Below are 16,514 nucleotides of genomic sequence, written 5' to 3'. Positions count from 1 at the left end.
CGGAGGCGGGCGCACGCGCTGGTACGTCGTCGGGTGTCAGCCGGCGTGGTCGGCGGCCTTCACCAGCGCGTCCTTCGTGACCGCGCCGACGTAGACCCGGCCGTCGTCGGTCATCAGCATGTTGACCAGGCGGGTCTTGAAGACCGTGCCCGAGCCGAACTTGCCGGTGACCTTGTCGCCGATCGAGTCCAGGAACTGCTGTGCCTCGGCGGGTACGCCGTCGCCCGACGCCTTCGAGGGGATGCCCGTGCCGCCGGGGGCCTTGATCTCGGCGATCGTGTTCCAGCCCTTGCCGATCACGTTCACGCCCTTGAGCGCGCCCAGGCCTCCTTCGGCCTTCTCCGCCTCCCGGGCCTTCCCGTGGTCCCCGGCACCGTCCGCCTCGGTGACCTCGGCGCCCTTGGGCGGGGTGAAGGAGAACGAGGACGCGTCCGGCTTCCCGAAGTCGACCGCGGTGAACCCGGCGTCGACCACCGCCTTGCCGCCGCTGCTGGGCCGGAGGGTGAACTTGAGCGGTACGCCGGTCCTCGCGTCCACCGCGACGGTGACCGATCCGATCGTGGAGCCGCTCTGCTCGGGCTTGAGGACCAGCCGGTACGCGTCGCGGCCCGCGATCCGCGCGGTGCCGTCGACCGTCACGGACGTGGTGCCGTCGGCGGCCTTGAGGGCCTGTTCGGCGAAGGCCTTCGGGGTGGTCGGTACGCCGTCGGGGAGCTGCTGCCCGCCGCGCTTCGTACCGGCCGGGGCCTTCTCCTTCGCGTGGTAGACCGCGTTCGACCCGCTGTCGTACGCCCAGACGTGGTCACCATTGTGGATGAGGCTGTACTCGGACGCCTTGTCCAGGATGGAGACGCGCTGCCGGTCGGGGCCGTCGGCAGCCACCCGGACGGTGTGCGTGCCGGACGTCAGCTCCGTCAGCTTCGCCTGCGGGTCGGCGCCCGATGCGCCCTTGTCCCCCGCGCCGTCCGGTATGAAGGAGCCGGCCAGGCCACCGATCGACGGGAGGCCGAGGTCGGCGCTGATCTTCACCGTGCCGGACAGCTGCTGCGTGTCCGAGGCGGCGATCTTCTCGATGAGTTCCTGCGCGGTGATCTCCGGCAGATCGGGGTCGCCCGAGCTCGCGAGCGCCGGGACCAGCCCGATCGTCGCGGCCGCCACTCCCGCCACCGCTACCGGGACGATGTAGCGCACTGCCTTCCGGCGGCCCGCGACGGTGCCTCTGGTGCCGTGCGGGGCCGTGCCGTTGGTGCCTGCGCTGTCGTTCGGTGCCATGTGTGCCCTACCTCCGTGGTCGGCGGCTTCCGTCCGAATGCTCTCGCCCACTCCGTGCCGCCATTCTCACCCGTTTTGGTCAGGAGTGGTTGTTCTCCATCTGACCAAATCGGGCGGCCCGAGGCGTCAGCCCGGGGGATCAACTCCACGTACCTCTTCGGTATGACACCGAGGGGCTGTTCGTCCGCCAACCCGTAGGGGGTGGTGGGCAGAACCGCTCAGCCCGCGCGGTGCACCACGGCGTCGCACATCTCTTCCAGCGCGGACTTGGCGTAGCAGGCGGGCAGCGGTGCCAGCGTGGCCCGCGCCTCCTCGGCGTACCGGACGGTGTCGCGTCGTGCCTGTTCGAGCGCCGGGTGGGCGCGCAGCCGGCGCAGCGCCTCGGCGAGCCGGTCGCCGTCGCTCAGGTCGCCGTCCAGCAGTTCGACGAGCTCCAGGTCGTCCGGCTTCCCGTCGGCCGCCGCCTGCGCCCTCAGGTGGAGCACGGGCAGGGTCGGGATGCCTTCGAGGAGGTCGGTGCCGGGGGTCTTGCCGGACTCGTGGGAGTCGGACGCGATGTCGAGGACGTCGTCGGCGAGCTGGAAGGCGACGCCGAGCCGCTCGCCGTACTGGGTGAGCGTGTCGGTCGCCGACTCGTCGGCACCGGCCATCATCGCGCCGAACCGGCAGGCCACCGCGACCAGCGAACCGGTCTTGCCGCGCATCACGTCGAGGTAGTGGTCGATCGGGTCGCGGCCGTCGCGCGGGCCCGCGGTCTCCAGGATCTGGCCGGTGACCAGGCGCTCGAACGCCTCGGCCTGGATGCGCACGGCCTCCGGACCGAGATCGGCCAGAATGTGCGACGCGCGCGCGAAGAGGAAGTCGCCGGTCAGCACCGCCACCGAGTTGCCCCAGCGGGAGTTCGCGCTGTCGACCCCGCGCCGGACGTCGGCCTCGTCCATCACGTCGTCGTGGTACAGCGTCGCGAGGTGCGTCAGCTCGACGACCACGGCGGCGGGCACCACGCCGGGTGCGTCGGCGTCACCGAACTGGGCCGTCAGCATCGCGAGCAGCGGGCGGAACCGTTTGCCTCCCGCGTGCACGAGGTGCTGCGCGGCCTCTGTGATGAAGGGCACCTCGCTCTTGGTCGCATCGAGCAGCCCCGACTCGACAGCAGCCAAACCGGCCTGGACACCGGCTTCAAGAGCCTGGTCCCGCACGCTCAGTCCGAACGGCCCGACGACGGTCACGAGGGGATCTCCTGTCTGCTGACGATCACACGGAATGTCGATGTGTCGCTGTCATCACTCAAGTCAGCGTATCCGGTCCCCTTTGGATCATCGTGGGCGGCTTCCCGCCACCGCCGGTATGTTCGGGATCAGCTCATACGATCAGGAGTTGTCCCTTTGTCCCACACCGCCACCGACACCGAACCCGCCCAGCCCCCGCCGGGTGACGACCACGCCTTCTTCGGCCAGCCACGGGGTCTGATGACCCTGTCCGGCCTGGAGGTCTGGGAGCGGTTCTCGTTCCTCGGCATGCAGGCGATCCTGGTCCTCTACTTCGCCGACACCGTCAGCAACGGCGGTATGGGGATGGCGGCCGGTACCGCCGCGTCCGTCTCCGCCGCCTACGGCACCCTCGTCTACCTGGTCTCCGTGGCCGGCGGCTGGCTGGCCGACCGGATTCTCGGCTCGTACCGCGCCGTCCTGTACGGCGGCATCCTCATCGCCATCGGGCATTACGCCATGGCGGTGCCCACCGACGCCATGACCTGGGTCGGCCTCGGCCTGATCAGTGCCGGAACGGGCCTGCTCAAGCCCAATGTGGCCACCATGGTCGGCAAGCTCTACCGTACCGACGACGAGCGCCGGGACGCCGGCTTCGCCCTCTACTACATGGGCATCAACATCGGCGCGTTCCTCGGCCCGCTGATCACCGGCTGGCTCGGTGACCACGCGAGCTGGCACTGGGGCTTCTCGGCCGCCGCCTTCGGTATGACGCTCGGCCTGATCCAGTACGTACTGGGCCGGCGTCACCTGGCCGGGCGTAAGAACACCGCCGAATTCGCCCTGGCCCCCGCACCGATGCGCAGGGCCGTCCGGCTCATCGTCGTCGGCGCCGTCGTGGTCGCCGCACTCGCCACCGCACTGGCGCTGGCGGGCTGGCTGACCATGGACCGCTTCGTCGACCTGCTCACCCTCATCTCGGTGATCGCACCGGTCGTGTACTTCATGGTGATGTTTCGGAGCCCCCGGGTCAGCGCCGAGGAGCGCGGCAGGCTGCGCCCTTACGTGGTGCTGTTCCTGGCCTCCGTCGTCTTCAACTTCATCCTCTTCCAGGCGTACTCGACGATGATGCTGCTGGCGTCGACCAACGCCCGCACGGAGGTCTTCGGCTTCCACTTCCCGGCCAGCTGGTACGCCTCGGCGCTCGGCGCGTTCGAGGTCGCACTGGCCCCGGTGGTCGCCGCCGTCTGGGCGAAGATGGGGCCCCGCCAGCCGCACGCGTCCAACAAGATCGCGATCGGGGTGATCCTCGGCGGGCTGTCGTTCCTGCTGATGGTCCTGCCGACCTCCGGGCACTCCGGGGACACCTACAAGATGGCCGCCTGGTGGATCGTCGGCTCGTACCTGCTGCTCGGCCTCGGCGACATCCTGCTGGAGACCTCCGGCATGTCCGCGACCACGAAGCTCGCCCCCAAGGCGTTCGCCAGCCAGACGATGGCGCTCTGGTTCCTCTCGCTGGCCCTCGCCAACGGCATCCAGGCCCAGATCGTGAAGCTGTACGGCGAGGTCTCCAACCCCGCCTACTTCGGTGTCAATGGCGCTATCGCGGTGGTGGCCGGTGTGGCCGTCATCGCAGCCGCCCCCTGGCTCAAGCGCACCATGCACCCCGTCCACTGAGGTACCCCCATGCGCATCCGCACCGAATTCCCGTACGAGACGACCCGCGAGGACATCCGTATCCCGCTGCCGGACGGCACCCTGCTGTACGCCCGGATCTGGCGGCCGGTCACCGATGAACCGGTGCCCGCGCTGCTCGAGTACCTGCCGTACCGGCTGAGCGACTGGACGGCGCCGCGCGACTGGCAGCGCCACCCCTGGTACGCGGGCCACGGCTACGCCTCGGTGCGCGTCGATGTGCGCGGCCACGGCAACAGCGAGGGGCTGCCGGGCGACGAGTACGACGCGACCGAACTCGCCGACGGTGTCGCGGTCATCCACTGGCTCGCCCAGCAGGAGTGGTGCTCGGGCCGGGTCGGCATGTTCGGCATCTCCTGGGGCGGCTTCAACTCCCTCCAGATCGCCGCGCTCGCCCCCGAGCCGCTGAAGGCGATCGTCACCGTGTGCTCGACGGACGACCGCTACGACAACGACGTCCACTACATGGGCGGCTCGGTCCTCGCCGTGGACATGCACGCCTGGGCGGCGACGATGCTCGCCTTCGTCTGCCGGCCGCCCGACCCGGCCCAGGTCGGCACCGTGTGGAAGGACATGTGGCTGAAGCGGCTCGAAGCCGTCGATCCCCTCATCCACACCTGGCTGGCCCACCAGACGCGCGACGACTACTGGAGACACGGCAGCGTCTGCGAGGACTACTCCGCCATCACGGCGAACGTCCTCGCGGTCGGCGGCTGGCACGACCCGTACCGCGACACCGTGCTCCGGCTCGTCGAGCACCTGGACCCGGCGAAGGTCCGCGGGCTGATCGGGCCCTGGTCGCACCAGTACCCCGACCGCGGTCTGCCGCCGGGGCCCGCGATCGGCTTCCTCCAGGAGACGCTGCGCTGGTGGGACCAGCACCTGAAGGAGAAGGACACCGGCGTCATGTCGGAGCCGCTGCTGCGGTCCTGGATCAGCGAGTCGCACCGGCCCGCCACGGTGTACGAGACGCTGCCCGGCCGCTGGGTCGGGGACACCAGCTGGCCGTCGGAGAACATCACGCCGGTCGCGTACGCCCTCAAGGGCGGGCCGCAGACCGTCGACTCGCCGCAGCAGACCGGGGTGGACGCGGGCCGGTTCTTCCCGTTCGGCAACGACGCCGACCTGCCGCCCGACCAGCGCGAGGAGGACGCCCGATCGGTGTCCTTCGAGTTCCCGGTCGAGGCCTCCCCGATCGAGGTCCTGGGCCGCCCCCGGGTGCGGCTGCGCATCCGGATGGACGTACCGCGCGGCCAGGCCGTCGCCCGGCTCTGCGACGTCGCCCCCGACGGCTCCTCCACGCTCGTCACCCGCGGCGTCCTCAACCTCGCCGCCCGGCACGGCCGGGACCGCGCCGAGGACTGGCCGGCCGGCATGACCGAGGACGTCACGTTCGACCTGAACGGCATCGGGCACACCTTCCCGCCCGGTCACCGGATCAGGCTCGCGGTCTCCAGCGCGTACTGGCCGTGGATCTGGCCGCAGGCCGGCTCGGCGGGCTTCACCTTGGACGCCGAGGGCAGCTTCGTCGAACTGCCGGTGCGCCGGCACACCGAGGACCCCGCGATCCGCTTCGAGGAACCGGAGCAGTCGGAGCCGCTCGGTGTCGTCCACCCGGTCACGCTCGACGAGCAGCGCCCCGAGCGCCTGGTGATCCGCGATGTCGCCAAGGGCGAGTGGCGGATGGAGGTGGACCCGCGCTACGGCGGCACCCGGATCTACCCGGACGGCCTCGAATTCACCGAGGACGCACGGGAGACGTACACGATCCAGGAGCGCGACCCGCTCTCCGCGCGCACCCGTTCCGACTGGACGGTCCGGCTGCACCGGCCGGAGATGGCCTGGGACGCGCGGGTCGAGACGCGCTCCGAGATCGCCGCCGACGCCACCCACTTCATCACCTCCAACGAGGTGGTGTGCAGGGACGGCGGCGAGGTCGTCTTCCACCGGACCTGGGAGAAGCGCATCCCGCGCACGGCCGGCTGAACCCCCCTGCCGTATCCCCGTGTTCCTTCGGGTTCGCGGGGATACGGCAGCACTTTCCGTGAATCGGGCGATGGTTGGGGCCCTGCCGCCGGGTGACACCCCCGACGTAACGTGTCCTCCAAGCGACCTGGAAAGCGAGGCAGCAACAGATGCCCGAGCAGAGCAGCCCGCTCGAACTGGCCGAGGGCGACCCCTTCGGTCCGCACAACCTTCCCTACGGCGTCTTCTCCACCCCCGACCGGCCCGGTGAGCAACGGGTCGGCGTCCGCATCGGCAGCCATGTACTGGACGCCGGGGCGGCCGCGACGGCCCTCGGCTCGCCCTATGCGCAGCTGCTGGCCCAGCCCGACCTGATGCCGCTGCTCGCGGCCGGCCGCACCGCGTGGAGCGATGTGCGCCGGGCGCTGACCGCGTGGGTGACGGTCCCGGCCCACCGCGCGGACATCGAGCCGCTGCTGCACCCGGTGGACTCCGTGACGCTCCATCTGCCCTACCGGGTGGCGGACTACGTCGACTTCTACGCCAGCGAGCACCACGCCACCAACGTCGGCCGGATCTTCCGCCCGGACGGTGACGCGCTCACGCCCAACTGGAAGCACCTGCCCATCGGTTACCACGGCCGGGCGGGCACGGTCGTGGTCTCCGGCACGGACGTGACGCGCCCGTCGGGCCAGCGCAAGGCCCCCGCCGACCCGGCTCCGGTCTTCGGCCCGTCCGTCAAGCTGGACATCGAGGCCGAGGTCGGATTCGTCGTCGGCACCGGCTCCGAGCAGGGCCGTCCCGTCGCACTCGCCGACTTCCGCGAGCACGTCTTCGGCCTGTCGCTGCTCAACGACTGGTCGGCGCGCGACATCCAGGCGTGGGAGTACGTACCGCTGGGACCCTTCCTCGGCAAGTCGTTCGCCACGTCCGTATCGGCCTGGGTGACCCCGCTGGAGGCCCTGGACGCCGCCCGCACCGCCCCGCCCGCCCGCGACTTCCCGCTGCTGCCCTACCTCGACGACACGGACGAGGAGCAGCCCGGCGGCTTCGACCTCCGGCTCTCCGTCGCCATCAACGGCCAGGTCGTCGCGGAACCGCCGTTCTCCACCATGTACTGGACAGCTGCCCAGCAGTTGGCGCAGATGACGGTGAACGGCGCCTCGCTGCGCACCGGTGACCTGTACGGCTCCGGCACCATCAGCGGCGCCGAGCCCGCCCAGCGCGGGTCACTGCTCGAACTCACCTGGAACGGCCGCGACCCGCTGGAACTCCGCGAGGGCAAGCGGACGTTCCTGGAGGACGGCGACACGGTGACGATGACGGCCTGGGCGCCGGGACCGGACGGCATCCGGGTCGGTCTCGGCGAAGTGACGGGACGGATCGTCTCCGCGCCGTGATCCCGCCGCCGCCCGGGCCGACGCTGCCCGAGGAACTGCTGCTGCTCGCGATGGACCCACAGCGCGGCAGACCGTACTGCGGCAAGCGCTTCCTGGACTACGCGATGGCCGGGGCGGTCCTGGCGGAGCTGGAACTCCAGGGGCGGATCACCGAACAGCGCGAACGGGTCCAGGTGGTCAACCCGCTGGAGCCGCCGGACCAGCTGCCGGCCACGCTGATGCGGGGCCTGCCTGCGCCGGGCAAGGGCGGACGGGGTGCGGGGGCCTCGGCCGGGGGCTGGGTGCGGCACGCCGGCCGGCAGGTCGGGGCCATGTACCTGGACGCGCTGGTCAAGCGCGGCATCCTGCGCCGGGAGACCCGCCGCTTCCTCGGCCTGCTGCCCTGTCTTCGCCACCCGGTGGTGGCGAAGGACCTGGCCGCGCAGGCCCGTCACCGCTACGCCGTCGCCGAGCAGGCGGGCTTCCCCGACCACCGCGGCCGCGTGCTCGCCGCGCTCGTCCCGGCGGCGGACCTCGCCCGCTTCGTCGGCGCCACCGGCAGCCCGGACCGCACCGCGACGCGGCGTCTGATCCACGAACAGTGGACAGCCCGCGCGGTGTACCGCAACGTCCGCCAGGACAAGTCGAACCAGGCGGGCGGCGGCAGCAGGTAGGCGCTGCCCGGCGACACGTGGGCGCTGCCCGGCGACACGTGGGCGCTGCCCGGCGACACGTGGGCGCTGCCCGGCGACAGACAGATGCTGCCCGGCGAGGAGTGCCGGCAGGTGTTCCGGGCAAGAGACGCTGGTCAGCGACGCGGGAGGCGTTCACACGTTCGGGGGAGCTTCATGCGGTTCCCGGCGGATACGCGGGATGCTCCCGCGAGACTGCGTCCATGGGAGCACCGAAGAGCATCGAACCCGAGGCCCACCGGCCGCGGTGGGCGGTCCCGCCCGTGGGCGGCTGGACCGCCGATGACCTGGACACGCTTCCGAATCTGCCTCCGCACACGGAGCTGATCGACGGGAGCCTGGTTTTCGTGAGTCCGCAGACCGTATTCCATGCGCGGGCGGTCGACTTCTTCAATGGGCAGTTGCAGTCGTCGGCCCCACCCGAACTGGAGGTCGTGCGGGACTTCACCATCGACGTCGACTTCCAGAACCGGCCGGAACCCGATGTGGTCGTCGTCCGCGCCGAAGCGGTCGAGAGTCTGCGGCAGACACGATTCCCGGCGAGCAGCGTGCTGCTCGCGATCGAGGTCGTGGCCGACGAGTCCGTCACCCGTGACCGGGAGACCAAGCCCGTGAAGTACGCGCGGGCGAAGATCCCGCACTACTGGCGGGTGGAGAACCAGGACGGCCACGCGGTCGTCCACGTCTTCGAGCTGGAGCCGGCGACCGGGGCCTACACCTCCACCGGGATCTTCCACGACCGGATGAAGGTGTCCGTGCCCTTCCCCGTCGACCTCGACCTGACCGCGATCGTCTCCCGCCGCCGGGCGACGGCCTCCGAGTAGACCGGCCGCCGCCCGCCGCGCCTCACGCTCACTCGTACTCGGGCGGCTCCTCGTCCCAGCCGAACTCCGGATCGGCGCCCTGGACGGCGGGGCGGGGGGCGGCGGCAGGGGTGGCCGCGGCTGGTGCGGGTGCGGCCGCCGGGGCGGGTGTCGCGGCCGGGGGCGCTTCCACAGCCGCGGGCGCCGATGCGGGTGCCTGTGCGGGCTCCGGTGCCTGTGCGGGCTCCGAGGCCGGTGCGGGTTCCGAGGCCGGTGCCGCCTCACCGAACGACGCGAGCACTTCCAGCACCCCGTCCCCGTACGTCGCCAGCTTCTTCTCCCCCAGGCCGCTGATGCCACCGAGCTCGGCGGTCGAGGCCGGACGCAGCGTCGCGATCTCGCGCAGCGTCGCGTCGTGGAAGATGACGTACGCCGGGAGGCCCAGCTCCTTCGCCCGGGCGCCGCGCCAGGCACGCAGCGCCTCGAAGACCGGGGTGGCCTCCGCGGTCAGCTCGGCGGCCGCCGCCGAGGACTTCGCCTTCCGTTCGCCCTTCGAGGAGCGTGAGGCGGGCTTCGCGGCCTCCTTGCGGAGCAGCACCTCGCGCTCCCGGCCGAGCACCGAGCCGCTCTCCTCCGTCAGCACCAGCGTGCCGTACTCGCCCTCGACCGCGAGCAGACCCTGGGCCAGCAACTGCCGGACCACGCCACGCCATTCCGCCTCGGCCAGCTCCTCGCCGATGCCGAACACCGAGAGCTGGTCGTGGTCGAACTGGATGATCTTCGCGGTCTTGCGGCCCAGCAGGATGTCGATGATCTGGCCCGCGCCGAACTTCTGTCCGCGTTCCCGCTTCAGCCGTACCACCGTGGACAGCAGCTTCTGGGAGACCACCGTGCCGTCCCAGGTCTCGGGCGGGGCCAGGCAGGTGTCGCAGTTGCCGCAGGAGTCCGTGGCGGGTTCCTGGCCGAAGTACTTCAGCAGCTGGGCCCGGCGGCACCGTACGGTCTCGCACAGGGCCAGCATGGAGTCCAGGTGCGAGGCGGCCCGGCGGCGGAAGGCCTCGTCGCCCTCGCCGCCCTGGATGAGCTTGCGCTGCTGGACGACGTCCTGGAGTCCGTAGGCCATCCAGGCCGTGGAGGGGGCGCCGTCCCGGCCGGCCCGGCCGGTCTCCTGGTAGTACCCCTCGACGGACTTCGGCAGGTCGAGGTGGGCGACGAAGCGCACGTCCGGCTTGTCGATGCCCATGCCGAAGGCGATCGTCGCGACGACGACCAGGCCCTCCTCGCGCAGGAAGCGGGACTGGTGGACCGCTCGGGTGCCGGCGTCCAGACCCGCGTGGTAGGGGACTGCCTCGATGCCGTTGCGGCAGAGGTACTCGGCGGTCTTCTCGGTGGAATTGCGCGAGAGGCAGTAGACGATGCCCGCGTCCCCGGCGTGCTCCTCCTTGAGGAAGGACAGCAGCTGCTTCTTCGGGTCGGCCTTGGGCACGATCCGGTACTGGATGTTGGGCCGGTCGAAGCCCGCCACGAAGTGCTTGGCGTCGGGCATGCCCAGGCGCTGGGTGATCTCCTGGTGGGTGGCCGCGGTCGCCGTCGCCGTCAGCGCGATGCGCGGGACGTCGGGCCAGCGCTCGCCCAGCACGGACAGGGCCAGGTAGTCGGGCCGGAAGTCGTGGCCCCACTGGGCGACGCAGTGCGCCTCGTCGATGGCGAAGACGGCGATCTCACCGCGGGAGAGCAGGCCGAGGGTGGAGTCCAGCCGGAGCCGCTCCGGGGCCAGGTACAGCAGGTCGAGCTCACCGGCGACGTACTGGGCCTCCATGGAGCGCCGCTCGTCGAGGTCCTGCGTGGAGTTGATGAATCCGGCGCGCACGCCCAGCGCCCGCAGGGCGTCCACCTGGTCCTGCATCAGGGCGATCAGCGGCGAGATGACGATGCCCGTGCCGGATCGGACCAGGGCCGGGATCTGGTAGCAGAGCGACTTGCCGCCACCGGTCGGCATGAGCACGACGGCGTCCCCGCCCGCCACCACGTGGTCGACGACCGCTTCCTGCTCGCCGCGGAACGTCTCGTACCCGAAAACCCGGTGGAGCGTCTGCTGCGCGTCGCTCTCGGTCACACCCATGGTCACGCCTGTCACGCCCGTCCCGCTCATTGCTCTGTCCCCCGGCATTCGGCCCGTTCCGTCCCTGCACTCCCCTGCCACGATAGGCGCCGCCTACGACAGCGCCGGACGGGCTTGACTTCCAAGCCCGTCCGGCGCTGTTCCAGCGGTGGTACGTCTGCCCTACCGCACGAAGACTCCCGCCTGGCTCGCCAGGTCCAGGAAGTACTGCGGGGCCACGCCCAGCACCAGCGTCACCGCGACACCGACAGCGATCGTGGTCATCGTCAGCGGGGACGGGACGGCGACCGTGGGGCCGTCCGCCTTCGGCTCGCTGAAGAACATCAGCACGATGACCCTGATGTAGAAGAACGCGGCGATCGCCGAGGAGATCACACCGACGACGACCAGTCCGCCGGCGCCACCGTCGGCCGCGGCCTTGAACACCGCGAACTTCCCGGAGAAGCCCGAGGTGAGCGGGATACCGGCGAAGGCCAGCAGGAACACCGCGAAGACCGCGGCGACCAGCGGCGAGCGCCGGCCGAGCCCGGCCCACTTCGACAGGTGCGTCGCCTCGCCGCCCGCGTCGCGCACCAGGGTGACGACGGCGAAGGCGCCGACCGTCACGAAGGAGTACGTGCCCAGGTAGAAGAGGACCGAGGAGATGCCCTGGGGGGTGCCCGCGATGACACCGGCGAGGATGAAGCCGGCGTGCGCGATCGAGGAGTAGGCGAGCAGCCGCTTGATGTCGGTCTGGGTGATGGCGACGATCGCACCGCCCAGCATCGTGAGGATCGCGACGCCCCACATGATCGGCCGCAGGTCCCAGTTCAGGCCCGGCAGCACCACGTACAGCAGGCGCAGCAGCGCACCGAACGCGGCGATCTTCGTGGCCGCGGCCATGAAGCCGGTGACCGGGGTCGGGGCGCCCTGGTAGACGTCCGGGGTCCACATGTGGAACGGGACGGCGCCGACCTTGAAGAGCAGGCCGGTCAGGATCATCGCGCCGCCGATGAGCAGCAGCGCGTCGTTGCCCATGGTGTCGGCGAGCGCCGGGTCGATCTGCTGGATGGAGCCGTCCACGACGGAGGCGATCCGGGCGTACGAGACGGAGCCCGCGTACCCGTAGATCAGGGCGATCCCGAAGAGCAGGAACGCCGAGGAGAAGGCGCCGAGCAGGAAGTACTTCACCGCGGCCTCCTGCGACATCAGCCGCTTGCGGCGGGCGACGGCGCACAGGAGGTAGAGCGGGAGCGAGAAGACTTCCAGGGCCACGAAGAGCGTCAGCAGATCGTTGGCCGCGGGGAAGACCAGCATGCCCGCCACCGAGAAGAGGATCAGCGGGAAGACCTCGGTGGTGGTGAATCCGGCCTTGACCGCGGCCTTCTCGCTGTCGCTGCCGGGTACCGACGCGGCCTGTGCGGCGAACGAGTCGACGCGGTTGCCGTGCGAGGCGGGGTCGAGCCGCCGCTCGGCGAAGGTGAAGACGGCGACCAGCGACGTCAGCAGGATGGTGCCCTGGAGGAACAGGGCGGGCCCGTCGATGGCGACGGCACCCATCGCGGCGATGTGCGCCTTTGTCGTACTGTATCCGTCTGTTGCCAGGCCGATCACCGCGGCGAACGCGGCGACGAGGGCGGCGACCGTCAGGAAGACCTGCGTGTAGTAGCGGGCCCGGCGTGGCACGAAGGCCTCGACGAGTACGCCCAGGACGGCGACTCCGATCACGATCAGGACCGGGGTCAGCTGGGTGTACTCGATGACCGGCGCCTTGAACTTCTCGTCAGGGGCCGCCGTTGTCACCCCGCCCGCCATTGTCCACAGGCTGTGGACAGCTGTTGCGCTCACTTGACTGCCTCCACCTGGGGCTGGGGGTCCTTCTTCTGTACGTCCGACAAGGTGTGCTGCACCGCCGGGTTGACGATCTCCGTCAGCGGCTTCGGGTAGACGCCCAGGAAGATCAGCAGTGCGATCAGCGGGACGACCACCACCAGCTCGCGGACCTTGAGGTCCGCCATGCCCTGGACCTCGGCCTTGACCGGTCCCGTCATCGTCCGCTGGTAGAGGACGAGGACGTAGATCGCGGCGAGCACGATCCCGGTGGTGGCGATGATGCCGATCACCGGGTACGCGGAGAACACGCCGACCAGGACCAGGAACTCACTGACGAACGGGGCGAGCCCCGGCAGCGACAGGGTGGCCAGACCACCGATCAGGAAGGTGCCCGCCAGGATCGGGGCCACCTTCTGCACTCCGCCGTAGTCGGCGATGAGCCGCGAGCCGCGCCTGCTGATCAGGAAGCCCGCCACCAGCATCAGCGCGGCCGTCGAGATGCCGTGGTTGACCATGTACAGCGTCGCGCCCGACTGCCCCTGGCTCGTCATCGCGAAGATGCCGAGGACGATGAAGCCGAAGTGCGAGATCGACGCGTAGGCGATCAGCCGCTTGATGTCGCGCTGGCCGACGGCGAGCAGCGCCCCGTACACGATGCTGATCAGCGCCAGGACCAGGATCACCGGCGTGGCCCACTTGCTGGCCTCCGGGAAGAGCTGGAGGCAGAAGCGCAGCATCGCGAAGGTGCCGACCTTGTCGACGACCGCGGTGATCAGCACGGCGACCGGGGAGGTCGCCTCGCCCATGGCGTTGGGCAGCCAGGTGTGCAGCGGCCACAGCGGGGCCTTCACCGCGAAGGCGAAGAAGAACCCGAGGAAGAGCCAGCGCTCGGTGCTGGTCGCCATGGAGAACGTGCCGTTGGCGCGGGCCTCGGCGATCTCGGAGAGCGAGAACGTCCCGGCGACCGTGTAGAGCCCGATCACCGCGGCCAGCATGATGAGGCCGCCGACCAGGTTGTAGAGGAGGAACTTCACTGCCGCGTACGAGCGTTGGGACGCGGCGTTCTCGTCGCCGCCACCCGCCGCCGCCGCAGCGGCGCCGGAGGAGGTCGCCCGGTCTCCGAAGCCGCCGATGAGGAAGTACATCGGGATGAGCATGGCTTCGAACAGGATGTAGAAGAGGAAGACGTCGGTGGCCTCGAAGGAGAGGATCACCATCGCTTCCGTCATCAGCATCAGGGCGAAGAAGCCCTGGGTGGGCCGCCATCGATAGGGCTTGTTCTCGTTGGGGCCTCCCCTGCTCGAACGAAGTTGAGAGCTTGGGGACGGGTCGGCGTCGTGCCAGGCCGCCAGGATGATGAAGGGCATGAGCAGGGCGGTGAGCGCCATGAGCGCCACGCCGATGCCGTCCACCCCCAGCTCGTACCGCACGCCGAAGTCCTTGATCCAGGCGTGCGATTCGGTGAGCTGGAAGCGGCTGCCGCCGGGTTCGAAGCGGGCGAGCGCGATGCCCGCCAGGACGAGGGTGGCCAGCGAGAAGAGCAGCGCCAGCCATTTGGCGAACGTGCGCCGCGCGGCCGGGACGGCGGCGGTGGCGATCGCGCCGATCGCCGGGATCGCCGCCGTCGCTGTCAGGAGGGGAAAGGACATGGTGATCAGACCGCCCTCATCAGCAGGGTCGCGGCGATGAGAACCGCCGTACCGCCGAACATCGAGACCGCGTAGGAGCGGGCGTAGCCGTTCTGCAGTTTGCGCAGCCGGCCGGAGAGCCCGCCCATCGAGGCGGCCGTGCCGTTGACGACACCGTCGACCAGGGTGTGGTCGACGTAGACCAGGGAGCGGGTGAGGTGCTCGCCGCCGCGGACCAGGACGACGTGGTTGAAGTCGTCCTGGAGGAGATCGCGGCGGGCGGCCCGGGTGAGCAGCGAACCGCGCGGGGCGACGGCGGGCACAGGCTTGCGCCCGTACATCATCCAGGCGATGCCGACACCGATGACGAGCACCACCATGGTGGCGGCGGTGACGGTGGTCGCGCTGACCGGGGCGTCGCCGTGGTCGTGGCCGGTGACGGGCTCCAGCCAGTGCAGGAAACGGTCGCCGATGGAGAAGAAGCCTCCGGCGAAGACCGAACCGAACGCCAGCACGATCATGGGGATGGTCATGGACTTCGGGGACTCGTGCGGATGCGGCGCCTGTCCTTCGGCGTCCGGCTGCCAGCGCTTCTCGCCGAAGAACGTCAGCAGCATCACGCGCGTCATGTAGAACGCGGTGATCGCGGCGCCCAGGAGCGTGACCGCGCCGAGGATCCAGCCCTCGGTGCCGCCCTTGGCGAAGGCCGCCTCGATGATCTTGTCCTTGGAGAAGAAGCCGGACAGCCCGGGGAAGCCGATGATCGCGAGGTAGCCGAGCCCGAAGGTGATGAAGGTGACCGGCATGTACGTGCGCAGGCCGCCGTACTTCCTCATGTCGACCTCGTCGTTCATGCCGTGCATGACCGAACCGGCGCCGAGGAACAGCCCGGCCTTGAAGAAGCCGTGCGTCACCAGGTGCATGATCGCGAAGACGTAGCCGATCGGGCCGAGCCCGGCGGCCAGGATCATGTAGCCGATCTGCGACATCGTCGAGCCCGCGAGGGCCTTCTTGATGTCGTCCTTCGCGCAACCGACGATCGCCCCGAAGATCAGCGTGACCGCACCGACGACCACGACGACCAGCTGTGCGTCGGGGGCGGCGTTGAAGATCGCGCCGGACCGGACGATGAGGTAGACGCCCGCGGTCACCATGGTGGCGGCGTGGATCAGGGCCGAGACCGGGGTCGGGCCCTCCATCGCGTCGCCCAGCCAGGACTGCAGCGGCACCTGGGCGGACTTGCCGCAGGCGGCGAGCAGCAGCATCAGGCCGATCGCCGTCAGCTTGCCCTCGCTCGCCTGGCCGGTGGCCGCCAGGACGGGGCCGAAGGCGAAGGTGCCGAAGGTGGTGAACATCAGCATGATCGCGATCGACAGGCCCATGTCGCCGACCCGGTTGACCAGGAAGGCCTTCTTCGCGGCGGTGGCCGCGCTGGGCTTGTGCTGCCAGAAGCCGATGAGCAGGTACGACGCCAGACCGACGCCCTCCCACCCGACGTACAGCAGCAGGTAGTTGTCGGCGATGACCAGGATCAGCATCGCCGCGAGGAACAGGTTCAGATAGCCGAAGAAGCGGCGCCGGCGCTCGTCGTGCGCCATGTAGCCGATCGAGTAGATGTGGATCAGCGTGCCCACACCGGTGATCAGCAGCACGAAGGTCATCGACAGCTGGTCGAGCTGGAAGGCCACATCGGCCTGGAAGCCCTCGACCGGAATCCAGCTGAACAGCTTCTGGTGCAGCGCCCGGTCGTCGGCGCCCTTCCCCAGCATGTCGAGGAAGAGCACCACGCCGATCACGAAGGAGGCGGCGGCGAACAGGGTGCCGAGCCAGTGGCCCGCGCGGTCAAGGCGTCGGCCGCCGCAGAGCAGCACCGCCGCTCCGAGCAGGGGCGCCGCGACAAGCAGCGCAATCAGGTTCTCTGCGTTCATTGGGTCCAGC

General features: G+C 70.2%; 11 protein-coding genes. 5 read left to right on the top strand and 6 right to left on the bottom strand.

All coding sequences use genetic code 11. The annotated features are described in order from the left end of the window. Positions 1-36: 36 nt before the first annotated feature. Together FHX80_RS17485 and FHX80_RS17480 are read right to left on the bottom strand one after the other, a co-directional pair. The gene (locus FHX80_RS17485) at positions 37-1,272 is read right to left on the bottom strand and encodes a LolA family protein (RefSeq protein ID WP_145765037.1); all 1,236 of its coding nucleotides are present in this window, start codon (positions 1,270-1,272) and stop codon (positions 37-39) included. Between the two features lie 218 nt (positions 1,273-1,490). Then, on the bottom strand, positions 1,491-2,501 hold the full coding sequence (locus FHX80_RS17480) for a polyprenyl synthetase family protein (protein WP_145765036.1): 1,011 nt from the start codon (positions 2,499-2,501) through the stop codon (positions 1,491-1,493). 156 nt (positions 2,502-2,657) lie between these two features. Here FHX80_RS17480 and FHX80_RS17475 point away from each other — a divergent pair, with 156 nt between their 5' ends. From FHX80_RS17475 to FHX80_RS17455, 5 genes are all read left to right on the top strand, one after another. After that, entirely contained in the window at positions 2,658-4,157 is a 1,500-nt protein-coding gene (locus FHX80_RS17475; protein ID WP_145765035.1) for a peptide MFS transporter, read from the top strand. Positions 4,158-4,166: 9 nt separating this feature from the next. Then, positions 4,167-6,161, top strand: a complete 1,995-nt coding sequence (locus tag FHX80_RS17470) for a CocE/NonD family hydrolase (protein WP_145765034.1) — start codon at positions 4,167-4,169, stop codon at positions 6,159-6,161. A 149-nt stretch (positions 6,162-6,310) separates the two neighbouring features. Continuing rightward, entirely contained in the window at positions 6,311-7,540 is a 1,230-nt protein-coding gene (fahA, locus tag FHX80_RS17465) for a fumarylacetoacetase (protein ID WP_145765033.1), read from the top strand. Next, the gene (locus FHX80_RS17460) at positions 7,537-8,193 is read left to right on the top strand and encodes a GOLPH3/VPS74 family protein (RefSeq protein ID WP_244318316.1); all 657 of its coding nucleotides are present in this window, start codon (positions 7,537-7,539) and stop codon (positions 8,191-8,193) included. Before fahA ends, FHX80_RS17460 begins: the two co-directional genes overlap by 4 nt. 221 nt (positions 8,194-8,414) lie before the next feature. Next, positions 8,415-9,035: a Uma2 family endonuclease gene (locus FHX80_RS17455; RefSeq protein ID WP_145765032.1), complete on the top strand. Its 621-nt coding sequence runs from the start codon at positions 8,415-8,417 to the stop codon at positions 9,033-9,035. Between the two features lie 28 nt (positions 9,036-9,063). Here FHX80_RS17455 and recQ read toward each other — a convergent pair whose 3' ends face one another. From recQ to nuoL, 4 genes are all read right to left on the bottom strand, one after another. Beyond that, entirely contained in the window at positions 9,064-11,136 is a 2,073-nt protein-coding gene (gene recQ, locus FHX80_RS17450; protein ID WP_145767356.1) for a DNA helicase RecQ, read from the bottom strand. Between the two features lie 162 nt (positions 11,137-11,298). Beyond that, positions 11,299-12,963 carry an NADH-quinone oxidoreductase subunit NuoN gene (gene nuoN / locus FHX80_RS17445; RefSeq protein ID WP_208764678.1) on the bottom strand — a complete coding sequence of 555 codons (1,665 nt, stop codon included), beginning with the start codon at positions 12,961-12,963 and terminating at the stop codon, positions 11,299-11,301. Next, a complete protein-coding gene (locus FHX80_RS17440; RefSeq protein WP_145765031.1) occupies positions 12,960-14,597 on the bottom strand; it encodes an NADH-quinone oxidoreductase subunit M in 1,638 nt (545 codons plus the stop codon). The genes nuoN and FHX80_RS17440 overlap by 4 nt, the downstream gene beginning before the upstream one ends. A 5-nt stretch (positions 14,598-14,602) precedes the next feature. Further along, positions 14,603-16,504, bottom strand: a complete 1,902-nt coding sequence (gene nuoL / locus FHX80_RS17435) for an NADH-quinone oxidoreductase subunit L (RefSeq protein WP_145765030.1) — start codon at positions 16,502-16,504, stop codon at positions 14,603-14,605. Positions 16,505-16,514: the final 10 nt, after the last annotated feature.

Origin of the sequence: Streptomyces brevispora, from assembly GCF_007829885.1 — a bacterium.
GTDB classification, from domain to species: domain Bacteria; phylum Actinomycetota; class Actinomycetes; order Streptomycetales; family Streptomycetaceae; genus Streptomyces; species Streptomyces brevispora.
Note: the sequence above shows the minus strand (reverse complement) of the source record. Positions and strands in the feature narration are given on the sequence as shown.